The following is a 21,118-nucleotide window of genomic DNA, read 5'->3' on the forward strand; positions in this document are numbered from 1 at the left end:
TCCGCGGGCGGCGGTGAACCCGTAGCCCGGTCAGCGCAGCGCAAGCCGGGAAGAAAACCGCAGCAAGGCATCCGGCAGCGCACCTTCTCCGGAGGCGGCGCATTGCGCCTGTCCGGGCTACCGATCCGCAGACGGTTGTGAACCCGTAGCCCGGTCAGCGCAGCGCCACCGGGGAACAGCCGCGCTATGAAGCCAGCGGTTTGCCATCCCCGCGGGCGAAGCGGTTTTCGACGACCGGCAGACCCAGCTTCTCGCGCAGCGTGCCGGTCGGATAGCGATCCCGCATCGCGCCGCTGCGCTGCAGAATCGGCACTACCTGCTCAACGAAGCGGTCGAAGTCCCCCGGCAGCAGCGGGAACATCAGGTTAAAACCATCGGCGGCGCCGGCGCGCCAGGTTTCCGTCAGCGCGCTGGCGATCTCCTCGGCGCTGCCGATGAGCAGCCAGCTATCGGAGCTTTGCAACAGCAGCCTGCCCAACGCCAGGATCGTCAACTGTGGATCGTAATCACGAATCAGCCTGAGGGCGGTGCGGATCCCATCAAAGGTCTCTTCCTCCGGCAGCGGCGGCAGCGGTTGGTCGACGGGATAAGCGGATAAATCCATGCGCAGATAGGAAGAGAGCAGGTCGATGGCCATCTGGTCGCTCATTAGCTGCTCGTTAAGCCGCTGGCGCTCTTCCTTTTCCGCGTTTGAATTCACCACCACCGGTAAAACGCCGGCGACGATTTTGAAATGCGCCGGATCCCGGCCGTGGCTGCGCAAACGCTGGTTCATCTCTTCGCGGTAGGCCAGCCCCTCAGCGATAGATTTGATAAACACAAAATGCATATCTGACCAGGCGGCGGCGAGGTTTTTACCCGCCTCCGACGAGCCGGCCTGCACCAGGACCGGGTGCCCCTGCGGCGGGCGAGGGACGTTCAGCGGCCCGCGCACGCGGAAGAACTCGCCCGCGAAATCAAGATGATGCACCTTGCTGGAATCGGCAAACAGCCCGCTGGCTTTGTCATAGCGCACCGCGCCGTCTTCCCACGAGTCCCACAGCTGAGTGACCACATCAATAAACTCACCGGCGCGCTGGTAGCGGCTGCCGTGCTGCGGCAGGTGGTCAAGGCCGAAGTTAGCCGCCTCCTCCTCCAGCCATGAGGTGACGATATTCCAGCTGGCCCGCCCGTTGCTGAGAAAATCGAGGGAGGCAAAATAGCGGGCGAGATTATAGGGCTCATTATAAGAGGTGGACGCCGTGCCCATCAGGCCGATATGTTCCGTCACCGCCGCCAGCGCCGAGAGGAGAGTGATGGGCTCCAGCCGGGCGTTAGCGTAGTGGGTTAAGCCGCTGGGCACCGTGTCCCAGATAGCGATATGGTCGGCGATAAAAATGGCGTCGAGCGTCGCGGCCTCCGCTTTACGGGCCAGATCGGCATAGTACTTGAGGCTGAAAATTTCCTTCTCCGGCGCCTGCGGGTGACGCCAGGAAAAGCGGTAGTCACCCTGGGGATTGAAGAAGAAAAGGTTCAGGATCATAGGATTATTTGGCATTTTCTCGGCTCAGTTGGAGGTGATGCCTTCCCTGGCATGGCGGCAATCAGTTGCCGTTGAGGTGCGTTTTGACCCACTGTTCGGCCACCGCCGCCGGATCTTTATGCTGCAGATCGACCTGCTGGTTAAGTTCGATCAGCGCGGCGTTGTTCAGCTTGCCGGAGACCTCATTGAGCACTTCGCTGATTTTCGGCGTCAGGCTGGCTTTGCGCACCAGCGGCACCACGTTCTGGCTCGGCTGCTCATGCTTATCATCCTCCAGGACCACCCAATCCTCTTTCGCGAGGTTGCCCTGAGTGGAGACGACCGTGGCGACGTCGATTTTGCCGGAGTTCAGCGCCAGACGGGTCAGCGGCCCGCCCATATCCAGAGATTTCACCGCCTTAAATTCAAGCCCGTAGACGCGCTTAAGACCCGGCAGGCCTAGGGCGCGTACCGGGAATTCCGGCGGGCCGCCGATAGTCAGCTGATGGGCCACGGGCTGCAGGTCGGAAAGCTTGCTGAGGTGATATTTTTTTGCCGTTTCCGCGCGCACGGCCCAGGCGGTAATGGACGAGGCCGGGGAGGGGGTAAGCAGCGTAAAGTCCGCCGGCAGCGCTTTGGTTAACTCAGCGCTAACGTCGCTCTGGCTGGTAGCCAGCGTTTTGCCGTCATAATAGTTCAGCAGGGCACCGAGATATTCCGGAACAATATCAATTTCGCCGCTCTGCAGCGCCGGAATAATAATCTCGCGATTGCCGAGATTAAGACGGGTTTTCACCGCAATATCGTTTTTCTTTAGCGCGCTGGCGTAAATATTGGCAAGGATTGAACTTTCGGTGAAATTCGCTCCGCCAATGGTGACGTCCTGCGCCAGGGCGTTAAAACTTAAGCTTAATAATCCCGCGGTGAATACCGAAAGACGCAAGCGGCGACGATACGCGGAAATGCTAAATAGCTGCTTCATAATACCTCTTTACCTGCAGGTGGTTTTTTGTTGTTGGGAAATTAATTTATTTGCGTGACCGGCGCCGGAACGATGCGCCGGGAGAGTAATGAAAAAAGCAGCTCGCAGCCGATGGCCAGCAGCGATACCACTAGCGAACCGGCAATGACCTGGGGAATATCGCGCTGGCCAAGTCCGTCGATCAGAAAGCGCCCGAGGCCGCCAAGGCCGGCGTAGGCGGCGACGACGGCGGTCGCGATCAGCTGTACCAGCGCGGTCCGCAGGCCGGCGAGTATCAGCGGCGCGGCGAGCGGTATCCGCAGCTGCCACAGGCTCTGGAGTGGAGTCATGCCCAGCGCTTTTGCCGCATCGCACAGCTGACGGTCGGCATGATAAATGCCAACCCAGGCGTTGGTGAGGATCGGCGGAATCGACATCGCCACCAGCGCGGTAAAGACCGGAATATCATTAAAGCCAAACACAATAATGCATAAAAGAATTAAACCTAAAGAGGGAATGGCGCGACCAATATTAAACAGATTAATAATCACAAACGCGCCCTTGCGCCAGTAGCCGAGAATAATCCCCAGCGGCAGCGCAATCGCCGAGGCAACGACGATGCTAATCAGCACATAATAAAGATGCTCGCGCAGGCGAAGTAATATTCCCGCATCGCCTGTCCAGTGCTGCGGTTGTAATAACCAGTGAAATGTTGCTTGCAGGATATCCATTAGCGGGCCCACGGCGTTAGCCAATAGCCGACGCGGGCAATCAGCGAATCCAACAGCAGAGACAGCACAACGCTGAGCACCAGGCTGACCGCGATAGGCGTGACAAAGTTCTGGTTAAACCCGGCTAACAGAAGCTGCCCGAGACCGCCCTGGCCAATTAAGGCGGTGACCGTCACCAGCCCGACCAGCGTCACCGAAGCGATGCGTAACCCGGCGAACAGCGAGGGCAGCAGCAGATGCAGCTCTATATCGACAAAACGAAACCAGCGGGTATAGCCCAGCGCGCGCGCCGACTCCAGCACCGTCGCCGGGAGTTTCTCTATTCCGGCGATAACGTTGCGCAGCAGGATCAGCAGTGAGTAGAGCGTCAGGCCGATGATTGAGGTCATCAGCGACAGTCCGGTAAACGGCAGTAATAGAATAAACAGCGCCAGAGACGGGATGGTGAACAGTATCCCGCACAGGTAGATCAGCGGCTGGGCGGCCGCGGGCCAGCGCAGCGTCAGGCTAATCAATACGCCGGTGAAGAGGGTGCCGAAAAACAGCGCAACGATCACCAGCTGTACATGCTGCCAGAGCAGTTCACCGATCATGATTTTGTTGTCGAGGATCCACGGCCAGTCAATCATAGCGACGAAGATCCACGTGGCCTTCCAGCACGTTCTGCAGCAGAGCGTGGGAGATGCTGCCCTGATATTCACCGTCGGTATCGACATGAACCACTACGCCGCCGGGCGCATCCAGCAGCGCGCTGTAGGCAAAGCGCAGCGTGTTGATGGCCGCCAGCGGCGCGTCGACCGGCAGCGTCCGGCGCTTAACCGGATCGAACCAGTTCAGCGGACGCCGTTTTTTGTCCAGCACCAGGCGCAGCGGACTGGCGACCGGCGGATGCGGGCTGGCGATGGGGGAGAGGCTCTCATCAATAAGCGGCACGTCATGGCGCGGGAGCTGTCCGACCTGAATTCTCCCCAGCCGCTGCAGATTCGGTTCGGGGCCGATAAAACGGCGCACAAAGTCGCTGGCCGGATGCGACAAAATATGGTCAGGCGTGGCGAACTGCGCCAGCTCGCCGCCCTCCTGGAAGATAGCGATTCTATCGCCAAGGCGAATAGCTTCATTGATATCATGGGTCACCAGGACGATCGTTTTGCGCAGGCGCTGTTGCAGCAACAGCAGCTCGTCCTGCAGGCGCTCGCGAACCACCGGGTCGATGGCGGCGAAAGGTTCGTCCATCAGGAGAATAGGCGGATCGGCGGCCAGCGCTCTGGCGATCGCCACGCGGCCCTGCTGGCCGCCGGAAAGCTGGTGCGGATAGCGGGGCAGGACGTTGCGGTCGAGAGACATCAAATCCACTAATTCGTCGATGCGCGCCTGGATATGCTTTTTGCTCCAGCCGAGAAGGCGCGGAACCGTGGCTATATTTTGCGCGACAGTACGATGCGGAAAGAGGGCGGCGCTTTGCATGACAAAGCCAATTTGGCGGCGCACCTGAATAATATCGGCAGCGGCAAGCTTAACGCCCTGAACGTATACGTCACCGGCATCAGGAATATCCAGCTGATTAATCATCCGCAGAATGGTTGTTTTTCCGCACCCGCTGGGGCCAACGAAAGTGCACAGTTCGCCGCTATTAATCACCAGATTAAGGCCGCGAATAGCCGCATGCGCGCTGCCGGGGTAGGTCTTGCGAATATTATCGAGTTTAATCATAAAGCCGTTGCGTCCTGAATGTTCTTTCATGAAAAGCATGAATAGAGCACAAGCTACAGAGGCGCTGATTAACGAGCAAATATGATATTTGCATTTGCAATGCCGCGATTCGAATTAAAGCGTCGACGTCAATCAGCGTGCGGGAGAGATTCGGTAAAAGGGCTGGTGAGCGGGAGAGTTAAAACCCGCTGGGGCTTATCGCATCGATCCGCTCTCCGCTAACCGGATGCACGAAATGCAGTTCGCCGGCGTGCAGCATCAGACGCGGCGCCTGTTCTGTTCCCGGAAGCAACAGACCGCCGTACAGATCGCAGCCCAGAATAGGGTGGCCAAGCCACTGGCAGTGGATACGCAGCTGATGGGTGCGGCCGGTTTCCGGCGTCAGCTGGACCCGCGTCACCGGCACGCTACCTTGATAGCGCAGGCGCTCAACCACCCGATAGCCGGAGCGGGCAGGCTTGCCGCGGCGCGGGCAAATCGTCATCAGCGGAAACAGCGCCGGATCTTTGGCTATCGGAGCGTCAACGGTTCCTTCATCATCCGCCAGATGCCCGCACAGCAGCGCGCTGTAGACTTTGCTCACCGCACGCTGGCTGAACTGCTGGCAGAGCGCGGCGTTGATGGCCTTGTTGCGCGCAATCACCATCAGTCCGGAGGTGCCGAAATCAAGACGATGCGCCAGAGTGCAGCCGGGAAACCGCTGTACCAGCCGATAATGCACCGAGTCGAGATTACGCGGATTTTTCCCCGACAGACTCAGCAGGCCCGAGGGTTTATCGATCAGCAGCAGATGGTCATCCTCGTAGAGGATGTCGATTTCAGCGTGGCACGGCGGGGCGATAAAGGTATCGATAATCGTAGACATCAGGCTGCACGGAGAGGGAGTGGATGCGGATGATAGCGAATTTCCCGCCGCCATGCGAGTTATGCGGTCACGGTATTCATAGACTTAATATGCTGCCAGAAGCGCTCGGCTGACTGGTTGAGCCGCGCGCCGGAGCGGTAAATATAGGCGCCGATCGGCAGCGACAGGCTCTCATCCATAATCGTCAGGCGGCCCTCCTCAAGCTCGCGCTTGATAGAGTACTGAGGCAGCCAGCCCACGCCGTCGCCGTTGAGGATCATGCGTTTTAATAGCTCGCTCATCGAGGAGACAAAGGTCAGCGAGAAGGTGATCTCCGGCTTGCGGTCGATCACCTGATTCACCTGGCGCCCCATATAGCTGTCGTTGGCGTATTTCATCAGCGGCAGCACCCCGCGGTGTAAATGAAAAAGCGGCCTGCCGTGTTTATCGCAGGGAGAAACGAGGTGCAGCGCCGAGTCAAAAATTTTGTGATTGATAAACGGATAGTTCATCAGCTCTTCATTATAAAACGACAGGATAAAATCACTTTTGCCTTCTTTCAGGTTGAACACCGCATCGTTGACGTTAATCGATTCAACATGAAAAGTTTTATTCTTTCGGTCGGTATAACCGGCGATGATTTCCGGAAGTAATAAAACGGAAAGCGACGGCGCCGCGTCGATTCTTATTTTCTGGGTGGTGTTGTTCAGCCCTTTAATTCGGCTAATCTGGAAGTCCATGTCGTCGAGCATATTTCGCGCATAGCCGACAAAAATCTTCCCGCGGTTGGTCAGCTGCAGCGGGTTTGCCGAACGGTCGAAGATACTGAAGCCCAGCGACGCCTCGAGCGCCTGGATGCGGCGGCTGAAGGAGGACTGGGAAATATTGCGGCTTTTTGCCGCCAGGGTAAAGCTTCTGGATTCCTCAAGGGCAATCACATCGTAAAGCCATTTTACTTCAAGATTCGCCAGCACCGATCCGTTCCTCTGCCCTGCAATAATAGCTATGCAATTTTAGCATGACGTATAGAAACTATGCAATTAACATAATTATCTACAGGTGTTAACATTTTTTGCAGAGTTAGCTTATGACTTATTCGTGCAAACGATATTTCTAAAGTTCAGGCGACACCCTACACGAGCACGATTTTACATCGCCGGCTCTGGTCTGTTCATCCTGTTTATTTAATTTCACGATGGTTTTTTTATTAAAATAAATCCATCCGCTTAGCTGACAGGTTGAAATACCCTAATAGCATCTTATCCAGCCAATAGTTTGTCAGGAGTGCCATGTCACGTATTGAATCAGTAAAAGACGCTCTTCTTTCGCTCGGTATTCAGGAGAGCAGCGAGCTGTTTTATAACCCCGATTACGACTTGCTGATTGCGCATGAAACCAGCCCGGAATTAACCGGCGCGGCGCGCGGCGTCATGACCGAGTCCGGGGCCGTTGCCGTGGATACCGGGATCTTTACCGGGCGCTCGCCGCGCGACAAATATATTGTCAGGGACGATCTGACGCGTGACACCGTCTGGTGGGCCGATTCCGGCCTTGGCCGCAACGACAATAAGCCGCTATCCACCGAGATATGGGCAGATCTGAAGGCGCTGGTCGCCGGACAGCTGAGCGGCAAGAAATTATATGTCGTTGATGCGTGGTGCGGCGCCAGCCCGGCGACGCGCCTGGGCGTCCGCTTCGTCACCGAAGTGGCCTGGCAGGCGCACTTTGTCAAAAACATGTTTATTGCGCCGAGCGCAGAGGAGCTGGCTGAATTTACGCCGGACTTCGTCGTCCTCAACGGCGCGGGCTGCACCAACGATAAATGGCAGGAGCAAGGGCTCAACTCCGAGAACTTTGTCGCGTTTAACCTGAGCGAAAAAATTCAGCTTATCGGCGGCACCTGGTACGGCGGCGAGATGAAAAAAGGCCTCTTCTCGGTGATGAACTATCTGCTCCCGCAGCAGGGCATCGCCTCGATGCACTGCTCGGCGAACCGCGGTGAAGCGGGGGACGTGGCCCTGTTCTTCGGTCTTTCCGGCACCGGTAAGACCACGCTTTCCACCGATCCGCTGCGTCAGCTGATCGGCGATGACGAGCACGGCTGGGATGATGACGGCGTGTTCAACTTCGAAGGCGGCTGCTATGCCAAGACGATTAATCTTGACCCGCAGGCCGAGCCGGAAATCTATCGCGCGATTCGTCGTAACGCGCTGCTGGAAAACGTGGTGGTCAGAGCCGATGGCAGCGTGGATTACGCCGATGGCAGCAAGACCGAAAATACCCGCGTCTCTTATCCGCTATCGCATATTGAAAACATCGTGAAACCGGTGTCGCGTGCGGGCCATCCGTCGAAGGTGATTTTCCTTGCCGCCGATGCCTTTGGCGTCCTGCCGCCGGTATCCCGTCTGACGACCGAGCAGATGCAGTATCACTTCCTGTCTGGCTTTACCTCGAAGCTGGCCGGTACCGAACGCGGCATTACTCAGCCCACGCCAACGTTCTCTGCCTGCTACGGCGCGGCGTTCCTGCTGCTGCACCCGACGCAGTACGCCAGCGTTCTGGCGGCCAAAATGGCGGAGGCCGGCGCCGAGGCCTGGCTGGTTAACACCGGCTGGAACGGCGAAGGCAAGCGCCTTTCGCTGCGCGACACGCGCAATATCATCAGCGCGATTTTAAACGGGACCACCGGCGAGCTGCGCGAAGAAACGGTACCGGTATTCGGTCTCGCTATCCCGCAAAGCGTGCCTGGCGTGGACAGCGCGCTGCTTGACCCGCGTAGCGGCTGGCCTTCTGCCGACAAATGGCAGGAGAAGGCCGAGAGTCTGGCGCAACTGTTTATGGATAACTTTAAGCAATATACCGATACCGATGCCGGTGCCCGGCTGGCGTTAGCCGGCCCAACGCTGACAAAATCAGCCGTCACCGCCTAAACTCTTTTTTCAGTGACCAACCCGGGCAGCCGCCCGGGTTTTTTACGTCAGCCCTCGCCGGGGGAGTGGCGCAGGAACTTGACTCTGCCTGGTTAGCGATTATAAATAAAGGGATGCAGGGCTAAGTATTGGGGCTAAATAATTTCATGACATCATTGTTATGAGAATTATCCTGGCAACCCTGCGGCGATGACTCCCCCGATACGCTGATATTAATAAATAAAGGAATGACTATGAAACTCTGGAGTAAAACGCTGATCGCTTCTGCCGTTTGCTTAATTCTCGCCGGCTGTGATGATTCATCAAAAGTTGATGCAAATCTGGATAAAGCAAAAGATAACGCGCAGCAAATTAAAGAGGCGGCGTCCGATAAAGCCGAAGCAATTAAGGATGAAGCGGATAAACACATTGATGCGATAAAAAAACAGGCGGCGGACGAGGCGAACAATCTCAGCAGCCAGGCCTCCAGCATCAAGGCGGAAGCGGATAAAAAAGCGGAAGCTATTGCTCAGCAAGCCCAGGCCCAGGCTGATGCCGTTAAGCAGGATGCCCGGCAGAAAAGCGACCAAATCGTGCAGGAAGCGGGAAAAATTAAAGACAGCGCGATTGTTGATGCCAATAACCTGGCCAACGATGCGGCGAATAAAACCAAAGAGATTAAAGAGAGTATCGCTCCCGCTAAAACCGCAGAAGAGGCGGCCGACTCCAGCCAGCCGTCATCGCACTAATTATTTATCGTCTTCCAGCCTTATCGCCACATTATCTTCAGCTCGTTGGTTCGCTGAAGATAGTGTGGATTCAGCCTGTTATCCGTGGTTCACCCAGACTAATTTTTCTACCGGGAAGCCGAGATCCCGCGCGATGCGCAGATACTCCTGCTTAATGGATTCCGGGATGGTCGGCGTGCGCGACAGGATCCACAGATAGCCGCGATCGGGACCGCTGACCAGCGCATACTGATACTGGCTATCCAGCGCGATCACGTTGTAGCCGCCGTAAAACGGGCCAAAGAAGGAGACTTTCAGCACGGCGGTGGTTGGCGCCGCGGTAAAATACGCTTTACCTTCGCTCTCGCTCCATTTCTGTTTCCGCGGATCGTAACCGCGGTTAACCACGCTGATGCCGCCATCGCTGCGCTGACCATACGTTGCGGTAACCCGCTCCAGGCCGCGTTCAAAACGATTTTCGAGCCGGGCAACCTCATACCATTTCCCCAGATAACGGCTTGCGTCAAAGTTATTTATCGGCTGGACCCCCTTGGGCGGAGTGGGGGATTTACAGGCGACAAGCGTCAGGGCGATAGCCACACCCGTCAGAACTGGCCATATCTTCATGTGAATTCCTTTTGTGAACGCGGAGGAAAATAAGTATAGCGCAAGCGCGCGGGCCTTTATTCACGCCCCAGCGATGCACCTTATATTCAGATAATTCTATCACTGCGAATGGGCTGTTGCCCTGCTCGCTATTTTCCTCGTCCTGCTTCCGTTAAGGCGATTATCACAAAAAGTTGAATATATTTTAGCGGCCCAGGTGCTAACGTTTGAACGTTATTATTCACAACGGGAAAACATCGTGAAAAAATTATCCAGTTTGATTTTGTTATCTGCTATGTCTGTCGCTCCAGCCGCATTTAGCGCCCCCGTCGGGACGCTCAGCGTGCATATTCTCAATCAGCAGACGGGTCTGCCTTCATCGGGCGTGACGGTCACCCTTGAAAAACAGCAGGCGAATAAATGGACAGCGCTGGCCACCAGCGTCACCGACAACGATGGTCGTATTAAATCGCTCTATCCAGCTGAAGGGGATATGCAGCCGGGGATTTATAAAGTGACCTTCAAAACCGGCGATGACTTCAGCAAACAGAAACTGGCCTCGTTTTTCCCGGAGATCCCGGTTCTCTTCACCGTCACGCGCACCAATGAAAAGCTGCATATTCCACTGCTGCTCAGCCAGTATGGTTACTCCACCTATAAAGGCAGCTAATCGCTACGTCCATTCTGAATAAGCAAAAAGCCTGCGCGCAAGCAGGCTTTTATCGGGCGACTATCGGGAGATAGCCGTGCTGAGTGATTCTGCTGGAGGATCCTTAAAAATCCTCTTCTCTGGATTATTATCTGGAAGCGTGCTATCAACCGCATCCCCTGTCGGGGATTATGGCGCAGAAGATCTTGCACATTAAAAACCAGAAACAGGTCTGGGCTCGTTGACCGGACCTGCTTGCGTGGCGGCTGGATATTAAAACTGCCAGGTCATGCCAACGCCAAAAGTGTCGTCGGTCGAAATACTGAAAGGCGTATTTTTATCCAGCTGATTTATTTTGTAATCGACATAGGTAAAGAAATTCTTGTTCAGGAACCAGGACAGGTTAATATCGAGATATTTCATTAAATAGATATCACCGCTATTCTCGATATCTTTTCCTCGCGACTGGAACCAACCAATGCCGGGAATAATGCCGTTATCAAAAACATAGCGGGTATAAACTTCGAAGTTTTCACTTTTATTCGCATAGCCATAATTTTTGATAGGTGTAATATTATATCCTTGAGAATATTTTACCGCCGCATAAAGACTGCCAGAATCGTATTTAAAACCGGTAGCCCACATTTCCGCGTGCTTACCACCACCGTAGGCCAAAGCCTCCTGTTCCGCCGTGCGTCGTGAGTTGCCGTAAGCGGCCAGCAGAGAGCCGCCCCAGTCGAAATCGTAGCTAACCGATGCGCCTGCGCCATCACCGTTAGAACCATAGACTGAACGGCTGCTATTGTTACTCCCGGATCCGTTCTTTCCCTGATATTGCAGAGCGAATTTAAGGTTATCGTTCAGGCCGAAGAAGTTGGTGTTACGCCAGGTTAACAGCCCGTTGGCTCTGCCCGTAAGAAAGCCATCGGTATAGCTATCGGTCATGATGTCAAAGATTGGCGCATAGTCGGTTATGCTGGCGACGTCATAGAGCACGCCGGAATTTCTTCCATAGTCGATGGAACCCAGGTCAGCGTATTTTAACCCGGCATAAGCATAGCGGGTTTTGGTACCGTCTGAACCGTCAGATTCCGCGCGATTTCCCTGAATATTATATTCCCATTGACCAAAGCCGGTGAGCTCGTCATTAATTTTAGTCATGCCCTTAATACCTAATCTGAAATAGGTATTATCGCCATCAATGGTTGTGTCATCGCTAAAATAGTGGCGAGCACGAATGCTACCATATAGATCTAATTTATTGCCATCCTTATTATATATTTCTGCCGCAGGGGCTGCTGCGGACGTAAGAATAACCACCGCAAGCAGTGTGTTTTTATACATTTTCATTTTTAGCGCCTCATCATTTTAGAATAAAGGCGGTATGGAACCGCCTTTGCATTAGTTATCTGTTTAGTGAGCGTGGCCTTGCGTCTTGAGGAATTAGCGAGCGGTACTCTTCGTGGTCTCTTTGCTCAAGGTGTTCTTCCTTCGCTTGTGAAATGATCGCTGGGGTGGTGAGAACGCGAATTGCCGAGGCGGCCATCACACGACCAGCCAGCAGCAGCCCCTTGTGGGCGTAGGAGGTTTTTCCCTGGGTAACCATCTGCCATGAGTGCGGTGGTGTGCCCCAGGCGCAGGTGGTGATATAGACCTGGCCGACAGGCAGCAGCCAGCTCACGTCACCAACGTCCGTTGAGCCATTGAGGAAATCAGGTTCCTGGCGAAACGGCGTGATGTCTTCGGATAGCGTGCGGCCCCTTTTGGCGACTTTGCGCTTTTCTTCCTCAGAAAAGGTCTCTTGTATCGCCTGGGCGAAGGCTTTTTCTTCAGGGCTAAAGGTGACCGGGCTAGTTTTGAGCAACTCTTCGTTCATTACGCTGGCGAGGGTGACGTTAGGGATAAGATCGGCCGAGGCCGCATCAAATTCAATGGTGACTTCCGTTCCGGTCATCAGCGCCGCGCCGCGAGCGACATCGTCAACGCGCTGAGTGATTTCTCGAACTTCCTGCATTTTGGGTGAGCGTACTTTGTACAGAACATGGGCCTCAGACTGCACCACGTTTGGCGCGTTGCCACCCGCGTTGGTGATGGCGTAGTGGAGCCGCGCTTCAGGAATAATATGTTCACGCAGGAAATTGGCCCCAACGTTCATCAGCTCAACGCCGTCAAGCGCGCTGCGCCCCATGTGCGGACTGAATGCTGCGTGGGTGCTTTTGCCTTTAAACAGATATTTCACCTGGTTAGTCGCAAGCATTCTGGCGTTGTAGGCCAGATTCTCGTCCCACGGGTGCCAGGTGAACGCGACGTCAACACCGTCAAACAGCCCGGCACGCGCCATATAGGCCTTGCCGCCGCCGCCTTCTTCAGCCGGGCAGCCAAAGTATTTCACCGTTCCCGCCAGGCCGAGTTCTTGCATACAGGCTTTGGTCGCTAGCGCAGCTGCCAGCGCACCTGCGCCAAGAAGGTTATGCCCGCAGCCGTGGCCGTTTCCCGCAGCGACGACGGGAGAAAAAATATCGCAATTGGCCTGCTGGCTTAATGAGGGCAGGGCGTCATATTCGCCGAGAAAAGCAATGACCGGTTCGCCGCTGCCGTAGGTGGCGACAAACGCCGTATCGATGCCACCAGCCTTTCGTGTGACCTGAAAGCCATTGTCTTCAAGCGCTTGCGCCATCAGTTCAGCAGACTGCGCTTCTTCATAGCGCACTTCGGCAAATTCCCAGATCTTGTCGCTAACGGCGGTAATACGTTCACGTTGTTGTTCAATCGTACGTTCAATAATCGATAAGTAGTTCATCGTTTCTCTCTTTTATTGGGATACATTAGATGTCGCTTCGGCCTGAGCCGCGCCAGTAGAATGAGTAATGGACAGTGCGATCAGGCAGGTGATGACCGCGCAGGCAATGATCGACAGGAAAGCGGTGGCGTAGTTTTGTTGGGTCAGCTTCAGTAAGTATCCGATCATAAGCGGCGATAAGAAGGAACCTATCTGCGCAATTGAGTTAATAAACCCCGTTGCGGTACCTACTGAGGCCTTTGGAAATTGTTTGATGATGGTAACGAACACGCTGATGCTGATGGCGTTAAGGAATATGTTAGATAGCGAAAGCCAGGCAAAGGCAATCGGCACGGAAGAGGCGTTAAACATCAGCCAGATGAACAGCGCTGAGACAGAAGAGCCAATCGCAATCAGGTATTTTTCGCGACCCTGAAAATACCTGTCGAGCAGCCACCCACAAAACAAAAATGAGGCAAAGCCCAGGGCCGGCGGCAGCATTGACCATGCGCCCATGGATACCATGCTCATCCCTTTGACTTTCACCCAATAGGATGGCAGCCAGGACTGCAAACCCCAGAATACAATATTGGTAAAGAAGTAGCAGGCGGCGATTTGCCATGTTAATGGGCGGCGAATAATATTCAACAAACGCTGCTTTTCGGGGATGCTACCGTGCGCTGCGGATGGCTGTGGCATCGTAACGCCAGCGGTGTCCGGGGCGCTGGAGCGCAGGACGCACCACAGGCAGAAAGCCAGAATCAGGCCAGCGATACCCAAAACAAAGAACATGATTCGCCAGTTGTACCAGGTAATCAGCGTAGATACGACCACCGAGCCAACGGCGAACCCGACCGATGCGCCAGATTGCAGAAATGATTTAGCGCGCGCCATTTTGCTTCTTTCAAACCTTTGGGCGATGACAACGGAGCTTCCTGCAGGGAAAACCGCTTCCCCCATTCCGACAAAAAAACGCGTAACTGCCAGCGTGAAAACGCTGCTTGCCATTCCGCCCATAGCGGTGGCAACGGACCACAGGGCAACCGCACCGGTTAAGATGGTTTTACTGCCCATCCGGTCAACAAGGTAGCCGCCAATAAGCTGGGTGAGCGAATAGGCAAGGAAAAAACCGCTGATGACCATACCGGTTTGTTCACTTCCCAGTCCAAAATCAGCAGAAATTGGAATGATCGCAATATTAATAGCGGCTTTATCGATAAACCCTACGACCCAACACAGAAACAATATCAGGATTATCAAATTGTTTTTATTCTTGAATGTAGCACTGAGCATAAAGTTCCCTCATAAGACATGAGATGATGTGATTTTGTCCTTGCTACCCTTACAGAAGTGATGATAAATATCTATGTGTAACCATACACTCAAGAGATGATTTTTATGTACAATCCTACATTTGATAATAATTCTGACTCATTACGTAAATCCTTGAGTGTTGTGTCTGTACGGTATTTTCCACAGTCGAATGTGCATATTGAACATTCCGATTTACGTTACGACTCGCTAATGGCGGGAGACATGTCCGGTTTTGAAGATAAAAATGAATCGTACATATTAATTCGTGAAAGGGATGGTGATTGTATGGTGATTAATATTATTTGCCTGCATATTGAATCATTGCGTATTGCCATCCGGACGGAACGCGCGCTACTAAGTGAAGAAAATGTCAGAGTATTTCTCAGTGAAGTGAAAATACTACTTTTAACTGAAGTAATTAATTATCAAAATACGATGTTCACGAAGATTAGCGACAATACCTGGCATCTCGCCTCCGGGCTTTCGCATGAGGTTGTTACGCAGCATGTTATTGACGGCGCGCTGAAGACTATTGCATATAGCGATGCGGCAATCTTTCGTATTTATGATGATAAAAGCGACCGGCTGGTTCCGGTTGCAATGACAGGATTTAAAAATAATTATTATGATTATATTGTAGGTCTGCATGAATCGATATCCGGTAAAGTGTTTAAATCAATGCAGACGGCGGTCTTGAACTCACGGGAAGAAATTAACCACAGCTTTACGGCAAGCTCTTCCTTGCGTGATGAAATACTTAAAGATAACCCGCTGGCAACTTCGCTTATTTGCGTGCCGGTATACGATCAGTCGGCATGCTATGGCACATTGACTATGCTTTCATTTAGCCGACAGTTTGTATTTAACTCTTTAGCAAAATCGCTACTCGAAACCTATTCATCGCAGGTGGCGCTGGCCTGGCGCAATGCCCGTCTCTATGATGAACGCACGGAAAGTCTGCGGGTCGTTGAAGACCTACGCAATCAGCTGCAGGCGCAAAACACGTTGCTGAACGCGAGCGTGGATTTTTATAATTTGATGGTCTCATTGTCTATTAAATACAATAGACTAGGTGATTTTATCGCGGCGATCGCTTCACATCTCTCTTTGGATCTTAACTATCTGGATGTACTGGGAAACCAGAGTTTAAGTGAATCGCTTAGTGCATTGACGTGGAGTCACTTGCGCGCCTCTGCCGGCGAAAAAAATGTGTCGACAATCATTGTGGGCGATAGAGACTATTGCCTGCTTCCTCTTGAAAATGAGGGGCGCTTGCTCGCCTTTTTTATCATGAGAAACCCGGACTTAAATGAACATGTATCATCGATTATCTCCAGACTAAAAGAGTTTGTGATAATGGAGATCGTCAAGCAGGCGGGTTCTGTTGCGCTGGAGAATAAAAAGAATCTGGATCTTATCGCTGAGATTATGGTGATTGGATTGACGGCAGAAAGTGAAATATCATTTGCCCGCAGGGGCATCGTTCTGCATAAATCAGTACTGTGCATTAAGCTAACAGCACCACAAGTGACCAGCGATGAAATACACTATTTGTCGACAATCAACGTTCTCACCAGAGACTTCGCATTGAAAAACGTTTTTCATTATTTTGACGCTGACGTGATAACGTTAATCATATTTGATATGAATGAGCAAAAGCTTTTCACTCTTGAGGAAAAAGTAATCGCGCGCTATCAGCAGGACAAGCTTTATAAAGTGGGGGTGAGTTCAGTTCTGCGACGCCAGGAGGTTATCACCAGCATTAAACAAGCTAATACTGCGCTTGATGTTCTTAAAACCAGAAATAAAAGTGGCGTAATGAGTTTTCGTCATTCAGGTATTGATCGCTTGTTTATAAAACATACCCCTGAGGAACTAAAAGACTTTATCCTGGATCTGTTTTCACCTGTGCTGGAAGAGAATAACAAACCTGGTATATTGTTGGTGACGATTATCTGTTTTTTAAAAAACAGGCAGTCCGCAGTGAATACTGCAGAGGAGATGGGCATTCACGTCAATACGCTGTATCAACGGATTAAGAAGTTCGAAACGCTAACCGGTTTAAGCCTCAATAATGCAGACGAATTTATTATGATTGCCCTGACGTGCCATATGAGTCGGTTTTATCTTAGTTAAATGGTAGCCGGTAACTGATTGTAATGCATCCTGTCGTTGAGCGAGCACGCAATGAAAAGCAATCGGCTGACCGGCGTTAAGCTATTTTTTCTGTGAGACGTTGATACCCGCATTCGGCGCAAGCCGCGTCATATCATACACTCCGAGCGCAGTGATAATCGCGATGACGACAAATCCCAGGCGAAACCCCATTCCAGGAACAGTGGCGTAACCAAGATCCTCACTGAGGATGCTGCCCATGCGAATACTTAGCGCTCCCATTGTCACTCCCAGTCCGCTGGCGAGCTGAAGTGAAGTACTGAACAGCGTATTGGCTGAGCTCATCTCCTGTGACGGAACTTCAGCGAAGGCCAGTGAACTGATACCGGTGAACTGCATGGAACGGCTTAATCCGCCGAGGAACAACAGCACCAGCGTTATCAGATGCGGCGAGTCAGGCGTTAGCAGTGCGCAGAGTAACAGCGTCAATACGCAGGCGACACCGTTACCGATAAGCAGCTTACGGAAGCCAAAATAGCGAATTAGCGGCGTTGTAGCGGGTTTCATCGCCAGGTTGCCTGCAAAAACGGCCAGTACCATCGAGCCGGCTTCAAACGCGTTCATTCCGAAACCAACCTGAAACATCAGAGGCAGCATAAAGGGGGCTGAGCTAATAGTCGCACGAAGGATAAATCCTCCGCGCATGCTGATGCGAAATGAGGGGACTGAGAGCGATGACAGGCCAATCAGCGGCGTTTTACTGGTCAAAAGATGATGAATACTCCAGACCAGGGTAGCGAAGCCAACAGTAATGGTTACTGCCGCCCCGATCAGGCTAACGTTTTGTTGGCTGAGCATTTCCAGCCCTGCAACCAGGCACAGCATCGTTACGCCAGTGGCGACAAATCCTGTAAAATCAAACGGTCTGCGTTCGTTAGCCGATTGGTTTGGCATCATCTGCAATGATAGTACAATGGCGATCAGCCCCAGGGGGACGTTGAGAAAGAAGATCCAGTGCCAGCTGGCGTAGGTGGTAATAAATCCACCAAGCGGCGGCCCAATGATGGGGGCCACCAGCGCGGGCCAGGTTAGCGTGGCAATGGCCTTAATAAGCCGATCTTTCGGGGTGGTGCGCAGAACGACCAGACGTCCTACAGGAACCATCATCGCGCCGCCAATCCCCTGAAGGATACGCATCAGAACGAACTCAGTCACATTATGGGTCAGACCGCATAGCAGGGATGAAAGCGTAAAAATGCACAGTGCCAGAGTAAAGACGTTTCGTGCGCCAAAACGCTCCGCAACCCAGCCGTTGGCCGGGATCAGCACAGCCAGAGTTAATAGATAGGCGCTGATACCAATATTAAGGTCTATCGCTGTGACGCCAAACGCCTTTGCCATATCCGGCAGAGCAGTAGCAATCACCGTTCCATCAAGAAACTCCATAAAAAATGCGCTGGCAACCAGCAGCGCTAGCCCCGAAATCCTCCCTGAGCCAGAGCGTTCCTGCCGGGGCGTTTCGTCCCGCGATGAATCTGTTAAAGCCATATACCGTCCTCAGCGATTCGCTACGACGTGGTAAAGGTGTGACAAGATGGGAAGTTGTTATACCAAATAAGTAAATTTGCTGAGAACTCATTTTTAATCCCTGTTATATAAATCTTGATATTGGGCAATGAATGTACGCGTTTTATAGATACCAATCCGTTACCATCACCAAGGTAAATTATATGAATATTGATATCGGTTCAGCGCGGAATATGATTTTGGGTGGGATGGCCCTGATAAGCGTATTTGGTTTGGTCAACGTCAGTAAAAAAGCCTGCTCGCGAGCAGGCTTTTTACAGGGATTACATGGATATACTAAGCGTTTTGACCGATGATGAATCATTGGGGTTGGCTACGACACTCAATTTCTGTTCGTATCAAATATATCCTCCACCCTCAATTTTGTTGCAGGATCCGCAGGAAATCCTGCTTGCTGGAGATTAATGATAGCGCCTTGGCGATAATTTCATCACTAAAAATAGAAGCAACTTCTCTCAGTACATCAATATGCTCACTTTCTTTGGCAATCACGCCAATGGCAATGAACATGACATTACTTCTGTCCCAGATAACGCCATCGGGGAACTGATAAATTTCAACCCCGGTTTTAGCAATGATATTGGTTGCTGATTTAGGCAGGTGCGGCAGCGTAATGCCATTGCCTAAAAAGGTGGAGACCTGGCGCTCTCTTTCAGCAAGAAAAGTAACGCAATCTTCACTGACATAGCCTTTAGATTTAAATTCAGCGCCAATCATGGCCAGGACTTCTGCTTTATTTTTCGCCCGGCACGACAGATGGAGATTATCCTGCGTAATAGTATCGATCATAATCCGTTTTCCTTGGTGGCCGTATTGAATCCCGCTGCAGATTTATTTGCTGAAAGCTCCTCTTCCAGCTGTTCCAGCGATTTATTGGACGTTTCAGGCAGCGCCGCGATGACAAAAACAATCGCCAGGTAGTTAATCGCGGCAAAAATCAGGAATACCGGACCTAACCCGAGCTTGGCCTGCAATAATGGGAACAAATAGCTGACGATGGCGTTCATCACCCACATGAAAAATACCGATATGCCCATCGACAGTCCGCGGAACTTGAGCGGGAACAGCTCAGCCAGCACCACCCAGGTGATAAAGCCCATCGTTCCCTGCATAACGCCAACGAACATCGCGCCGAGCAGCCAGATGGCCGTGGCTTTGATGTCGCCGACCAGCGTGTAGTCTACGCCGGCAATGATAAGGTGCAGGGTAGCCATGATCGCGAAACCATAAATAATGATGGTTTTACGTTTAAAACGATCGACGAGGTACAGCACGCCAAATAGCATGCCGCCGACGGAGAACACGCCATTGAGTACGTTGCAGATGAGGGAGGTTCTTTCTGAGAATCCGGCGCTGCTGAGGATCTCAGTACCGTAGTACATAATGACGTTGACCCCGGTGGTCTGCTGCAGCGCCGCCCAAATGACGCCCACCAGCAGGAGTTTGAAAATCCATGGCGTCTGGAGAATGGTGACAAAGGCGTTCTGCGAATGGAGCTTTTTGTCCGCTTCGGCCTTAATTAAGGTGGTGATATCGTTGAATTCTTTGGTTGCGCGTTCCAGAGGGCGGATTTGCTTTAATATTTCCAGCGCTTCTTCATGACGGTTTTTACTGATCAGCCAGCGCGGGCTTTCCGGCGATCGCAGCATACCGATAAACAGGCAGATGGCGGGAATGGTCTGCACCATCAGCATATAGCGCCAGACGTCGGGGAGATGGCCCCAGAGGATGCCAATAATGGCGTTGATGGCAAATGCGGCGAGCTGCCCGATAACAATGGCGACTTCGTTTAAGCCGGTCAGTTTACCGCGCATTTCGGTTGGCGCCACTTCGGAAATAAAGGTGGGGGCGGTCACCGAGGCGCCACCCACGGCATAGCCGAGGATGAAACGTGAAATAAGCAGTACGGTGATATCCGGCGCCAGAGCGGACATTAATGCGCCGATGAAAAAGATGAAGGATAAAAAGAGCAGGTACTTTCTTCTGCCAAAGAAGTCCGCGAATTTTCCTCCGAATACGCTGCCTAACGCGGCGCCGATCAGCAATACGCTCATGACCAGACCTTCTGTAGTCGGGGTCAGGGCCATATATTGTTTCAGAGAGGAAAATGCGCCATTAATAACGCCGGTGTCATAACCGAATAGCAGGCCGCCAAATGTCGCAACCAGGGTTATCTGGTGTAATCGTTTTCTCTGCTGTAGGTTCAGATTCATAATAAGAGACATTTTTATACCTTTTGTTTTGATTAACGGCACGAGATAAAAACGTGTCATCCCATCCCCGTCACGGCATGCCTTTGCGCCTGGCGAAGCACGGCCGGGATGAAATGTTTTTTTGTTCTTAGTGCAACTATTTAGCGCGATTGCTATGCGCTAAATAAAACCGATCAAAGAGGTTTCTTTTTGATTAATGATGAATCATCGGTAGATGCGGGGCTGGGGCCTCCGGGGTGGTTGACGTTCAGAAAGTCCCCGGCAGCGTGAGGGTGGAAAAGGGGCGGGCCAATATAAACGGTTCGGATAAGTCCTGATCTCACTTCCTTCATTGCATCCTCCGGGGGGTTAGGATTTCTGCTGCGCCATCAAGGCGGGCAGAGTGCGTTTAGTGAGAGGTGATTATTACCGCTATAAGTGAAATAAAAATACAAACAGATCACATTTTGAAAGTTTTATTTCGATTTGGTT

The 21,118-nt window shown here is 52.5% G+C and carries 18 protein-coding genes and 1 pseudogene; 5 read left to right on the top strand and 14 right to left on the bottom strand.

What is annotated here, in order from left to right:
• Positions 1-184 precede the first annotated feature (184 nt).
• From JLG71_RS10910 to JLG71_RS10940, 7 genes are all read right to left on the bottom strand, one after another.
• A complete protein-coding gene (locus JLG71_RS10910; RefSeq protein ID WP_064375342.1) occupies positions 185-1,537 on the bottom strand; it encodes an LLM class flavin-dependent oxidoreductase in 1,353 nt (450 codons plus the stop codon).
• Between the two features lie 46 nt (positions 1,538-1,583).
• The gene (locus JLG71_RS10915) at positions 1,584-2,483 is read right to left on the bottom strand and encodes an ABC transporter substrate-binding protein (RefSeq protein WP_116279940.1); all 900 of its coding nucleotides are present in this window, start codon (positions 2,481-2,483) and stop codon (positions 1,584-1,586) included.
• Positions 2,484-2,524: 41 nt separating this feature from the next.
• Positions 2,525-3,193, bottom strand: coding sequence for an ABC transporter permease (locus JLG71_RS10920; RefSeq protein WP_014229784.1), 669 nt, complete (start codon positions 3,191-3,193; stop codon positions 2,525-2,527).
• Positions 3,193-3,822, bottom strand: coding sequence for an ABC transporter permease (locus JLG71_RS10925; RefSeq protein WP_014229783.1), 630 nt, complete (start codon positions 3,820-3,822; stop codon positions 3,193-3,195). The genes JLG71_RS10920 and JLG71_RS10925 overlap by 1 nt, the downstream gene beginning before the upstream one ends.
• A complete protein-coding gene (locus JLG71_RS10930) occupies positions 3,815-4,903 on the bottom strand; it encodes an ABC transporter ATP-binding protein (protein ID WP_025108425.1) in 1,089 nt (362 codons plus the stop codon). The genes JLG71_RS10925 and JLG71_RS10930 overlap by 8 nt, the downstream gene beginning before the upstream one ends.
• Positions 4,904-5,081: 178 nt before the next feature.
• On the bottom strand, positions 5,082-5,768 hold the full coding sequence (locus tag JLG71_RS10935; protein ID WP_064405776.1) for an RluA family pseudouridine synthase: 687 nt from the start codon (positions 5,766-5,768) through the stop codon (positions 5,082-5,084).
• A 59-nt stretch (positions 5,769-5,827) separates the two neighbouring features.
• Positions 5,828-6,721, bottom strand: a complete 894-nt coding sequence (locus JLG71_RS10940) for a LysR substrate-binding domain-containing protein (protein ID WP_004851947.1) — start codon at positions 6,719-6,721, stop codon at positions 5,828-5,830.
• A 315-nt stretch (positions 6,722-7,036) separates the two neighbouring features.
• Between JLG71_RS10940 and pckA the strand changes: the two genes are divergently transcribed.
• Together pckA and JLG71_RS10950 are read left to right on the top strand one after the other, a co-directional pair.
• Positions 7,037-8,677, top strand: coding sequence for a phosphoenolpyruvate carboxykinase (ATP) (gene pckA, locus JLG71_RS10945; RefSeq protein WP_014229780.1), 1,641 nt, complete (start codon positions 7,037-7,039; stop codon positions 8,675-8,677).
• 233 nt (positions 8,678-8,910) lie between these two features.
• Positions 8,911-9,405: a hypothetical protein gene (locus JLG71_RS10950; RefSeq protein ID WP_014229779.1), complete on the top strand. Its 495-nt coding sequence runs from the start codon at positions 8,911-8,913 to the stop codon at positions 9,403-9,405.
• A 78-nt stretch (positions 9,406-9,483) separates the two neighbouring features.
• On the opposite strand, the gene JLG71_RS10955 is transcribed toward JLG71_RS10950, so the two are convergent.
• The gene (locus JLG71_RS10955; protein WP_200914209.1) at positions 9,484-10,011 is read right to left on the bottom strand and encodes a lipocalin family protein; all 528 of its coding nucleotides are present in this window, start codon (positions 10,009-10,011) and stop codon (positions 9,484-9,486) included.
• A 238-nt stretch (positions 10,012-10,249) separates the two neighbouring features.
• Here JLG71_RS10955 and uraH point away from each other — a divergent pair, with 238 nt between their 5' ends.
• On the top strand, positions 10,250-10,660 hold the full coding sequence (gene uraH, locus JLG71_RS10960; RefSeq protein WP_064358150.1) for a hydroxyisourate hydrolase: 411 nt from the start codon (positions 10,250-10,252) through the stop codon (positions 10,658-10,660).
• Positions 10,661-10,912: 252 nt separating this feature from the next.
• Here uraH and JLG71_RS10965 read toward each other — a convergent pair whose 3' ends face one another.
• From JLG71_RS10965 to JLG71_RS10975, 3 genes are read right to left on the bottom strand one after another with little or no spacing between them, the layout of a single operon-like run.
• Complete coding sequence (locus tag JLG71_RS10965; protein WP_048262544.1) at positions 10,913-11,989, bottom strand: porin; 1,077 nt, start codon at positions 11,987-11,989, stop codon at positions 10,913-10,915.
• A 55-nt stretch (positions 11,990-12,044) separates the two neighbouring features.
• Positions 12,045-13,439, bottom strand: a complete 1,395-nt coding sequence (locus tag JLG71_RS10970; protein ID WP_200914211.1) for a M20 family metallopeptidase — start codon at positions 13,437-13,439, stop codon at positions 12,045-12,047.
• Between the two features lie 12 nt (positions 13,440-13,451).
• A complete protein-coding gene (locus JLG71_RS10975) occupies positions 13,452-14,711 on the bottom strand; it encodes an MFS transporter (protein ID WP_048262540.1) in 1,260 nt (419 codons plus the stop codon).
• 243 nt (positions 14,712-14,954) lie between these two features.
• On the opposite strand from JLG71_RS10975, the gene JLG71_RS10980 reads away from it, so the two are divergent.
• Positions 14,955-16,868, top strand: coding sequence for a helix-turn-helix domain-containing protein (locus JLG71_RS10980; RefSeq protein ID WP_064392595.1), 1,914 nt, complete (start codon positions 14,955-14,957; stop codon positions 16,866-16,868).
• Positions 16,869-16,949: 81 nt separating this feature from the next.
• Here JLG71_RS10980 and JLG71_RS10985 read toward each other — a convergent pair whose 3' ends face one another.
• A complete protein-coding gene (locus tag JLG71_RS10985; protein ID WP_025108433.1) occupies positions 16,950-18,395 on the bottom strand; it encodes an MFS transporter in 1,446 nt (481 codons plus the stop codon).
• A 182-nt stretch (positions 18,396-18,577) separates the two neighbouring features.
• Here JLG71_RS10985 and JLG71_RS10990 point away from each other — a divergent pair, with 182 nt between their 5' ends.
• Complete coding sequence (locus JLG71_RS10990; RefSeq protein ID WP_177342651.1) at positions 18,578-18,730, top strand: hypothetical protein; 153 nt, start codon at positions 18,578-18,580, stop codon at positions 18,728-18,730.
• Between the two features lie 61 nt (positions 18,731-18,791).
• Here the strand turns inward: JLG71_RS10990 and JLG71_RS10995 are convergent, their stop codons facing one another.
• Entirely contained in the window at positions 18,792-19,223 is a 432-nt protein-coding gene (locus JLG71_RS10995; protein ID WP_025108434.1) for a PTS sugar transporter subunit IIA, read from the bottom strand.
• A pseudogene (locus tag JLG71_RS11000) lies at positions 19,198-20,659 on the bottom strand (sugar porter family MFS transporter). Before JLG71_RS11000 ends, JLG71_RS10995 begins: the two are co-directional and overlap by 26 nt.
• Positions 20,660-21,118 lie beyond the last annotated feature (459 nt).

Source organism: Klebsiella michiganensis (assembly GCF_015139575.1).
Taxonomy (GTDB): domain Bacteria; phylum Pseudomonadota; class Gammaproteobacteria; order Enterobacterales; family Enterobacteriaceae; genus Klebsiella; species Klebsiella michiganensis.

Bases quoted from the DNA above. Each gene is read 5' to 3' on its own strand.
- JLG71_RS10955 (WP_200914209.1), bottom strand. From the start codon at position 10,011: ATGAAGATATGGCCAGTTCTGACGGGTGTGGCTATCGCCCTGACGCTT.
- pckA (WP_014229780.1), top strand. From the start codon at position 7,037: ATGTCACGTATTGAATCAGTAAAAGACGCTCTTCTTTCGCTCGGTATT.
- JLG71_RS10915 (WP_116279940.1), bottom strand. From the start codon at position 2,483: ATGAAGCAGCTATTTAGCATTTCCGCGTATCGTCGCCGCTTGCGTCTT.
- JLG71_RS10950 (WP_014229779.1), top strand. From the start codon at position 8,911: ATGAAACTCTGGAGTAAAACGCTGATCGCTTCTGCCGTTTGCTTAATT.
- JLG71_RS10980 (WP_064392595.1), top strand. From the start codon at position 14,955: ATGTCCGGTTTTGAAGATAAAAATGAATCGTACATATTAATTCGTGAA.
- JLG71_RS10985 (WP_025108433.1), bottom strand. From the start codon at position 18,395: ATGGCTTTAACAGATTCATCGCGGGACGAAACGCCCCGGCAGGAACGC.
- JLG71_RS10970 (WP_200914211.1), bottom strand. From the start codon at position 13,439: ATGAACTACTTATCGATTATTGAACGTACGATTGAACAACAACGTGAA.
- JLG71_RS10930 (WP_025108425.1), bottom strand. From the start codon at position 4,903: ATGATTAAACTCGATAATATTCGCAAGACCTACCCCGGCAGCGCGCAT.
- JLG71_RS10975 (WP_048262540.1), bottom strand. From the start codon at position 14,711: ATGCTCAGTGCTACATTCAAGAATAAAAACAATTTGATAATCCTGATA.
- JLG71_RS10910 (WP_064375342.1), bottom strand. From the start codon at position 1,537: ATGCCAAATAATCCTATGATCCTGAACCTTTTCTTCTTCAATCCCCAG.
- JLG71_RS10990 (WP_177342651.1), top strand. From the start codon at position 18,578: ATGAATATTGATATCGGTTCAGCGCGGAATATGATTTTGGGTGGGATG.
- JLG71_RS10925 (WP_014229783.1), bottom strand. From the start codon at position 3,822: ATGATTGACTGGCCGTGGATCCTCGACAACAAAATCATGATCGGTGAA.
- JLG71_RS10935 (WP_064405776.1), bottom strand. From the start codon at position 5,768: ATGTCTACGATTATCGATACCTTTATCGCCCCGCCGTGCCACGCTGAA.
- JLG71_RS10920 (WP_014229784.1), bottom strand. From the start codon at position 3,193: ATGGATATCCTGCAAGCAACATTTCACTGGTTATTACAACCGCAGCAC.
- JLG71_RS10995 (WP_025108434.1), bottom strand. From the start codon at position 19,223: ATGATCGATACTATTACGCAGGATAATCTCCATCTGTCGTGCCGGGCG.
- JLG71_RS10965 (WP_048262544.1), bottom strand. From the start codon at position 11,989: ATGAAAATGTATAAAAACACACTGCTTGCGGTGGTTATTCTTACGTCC.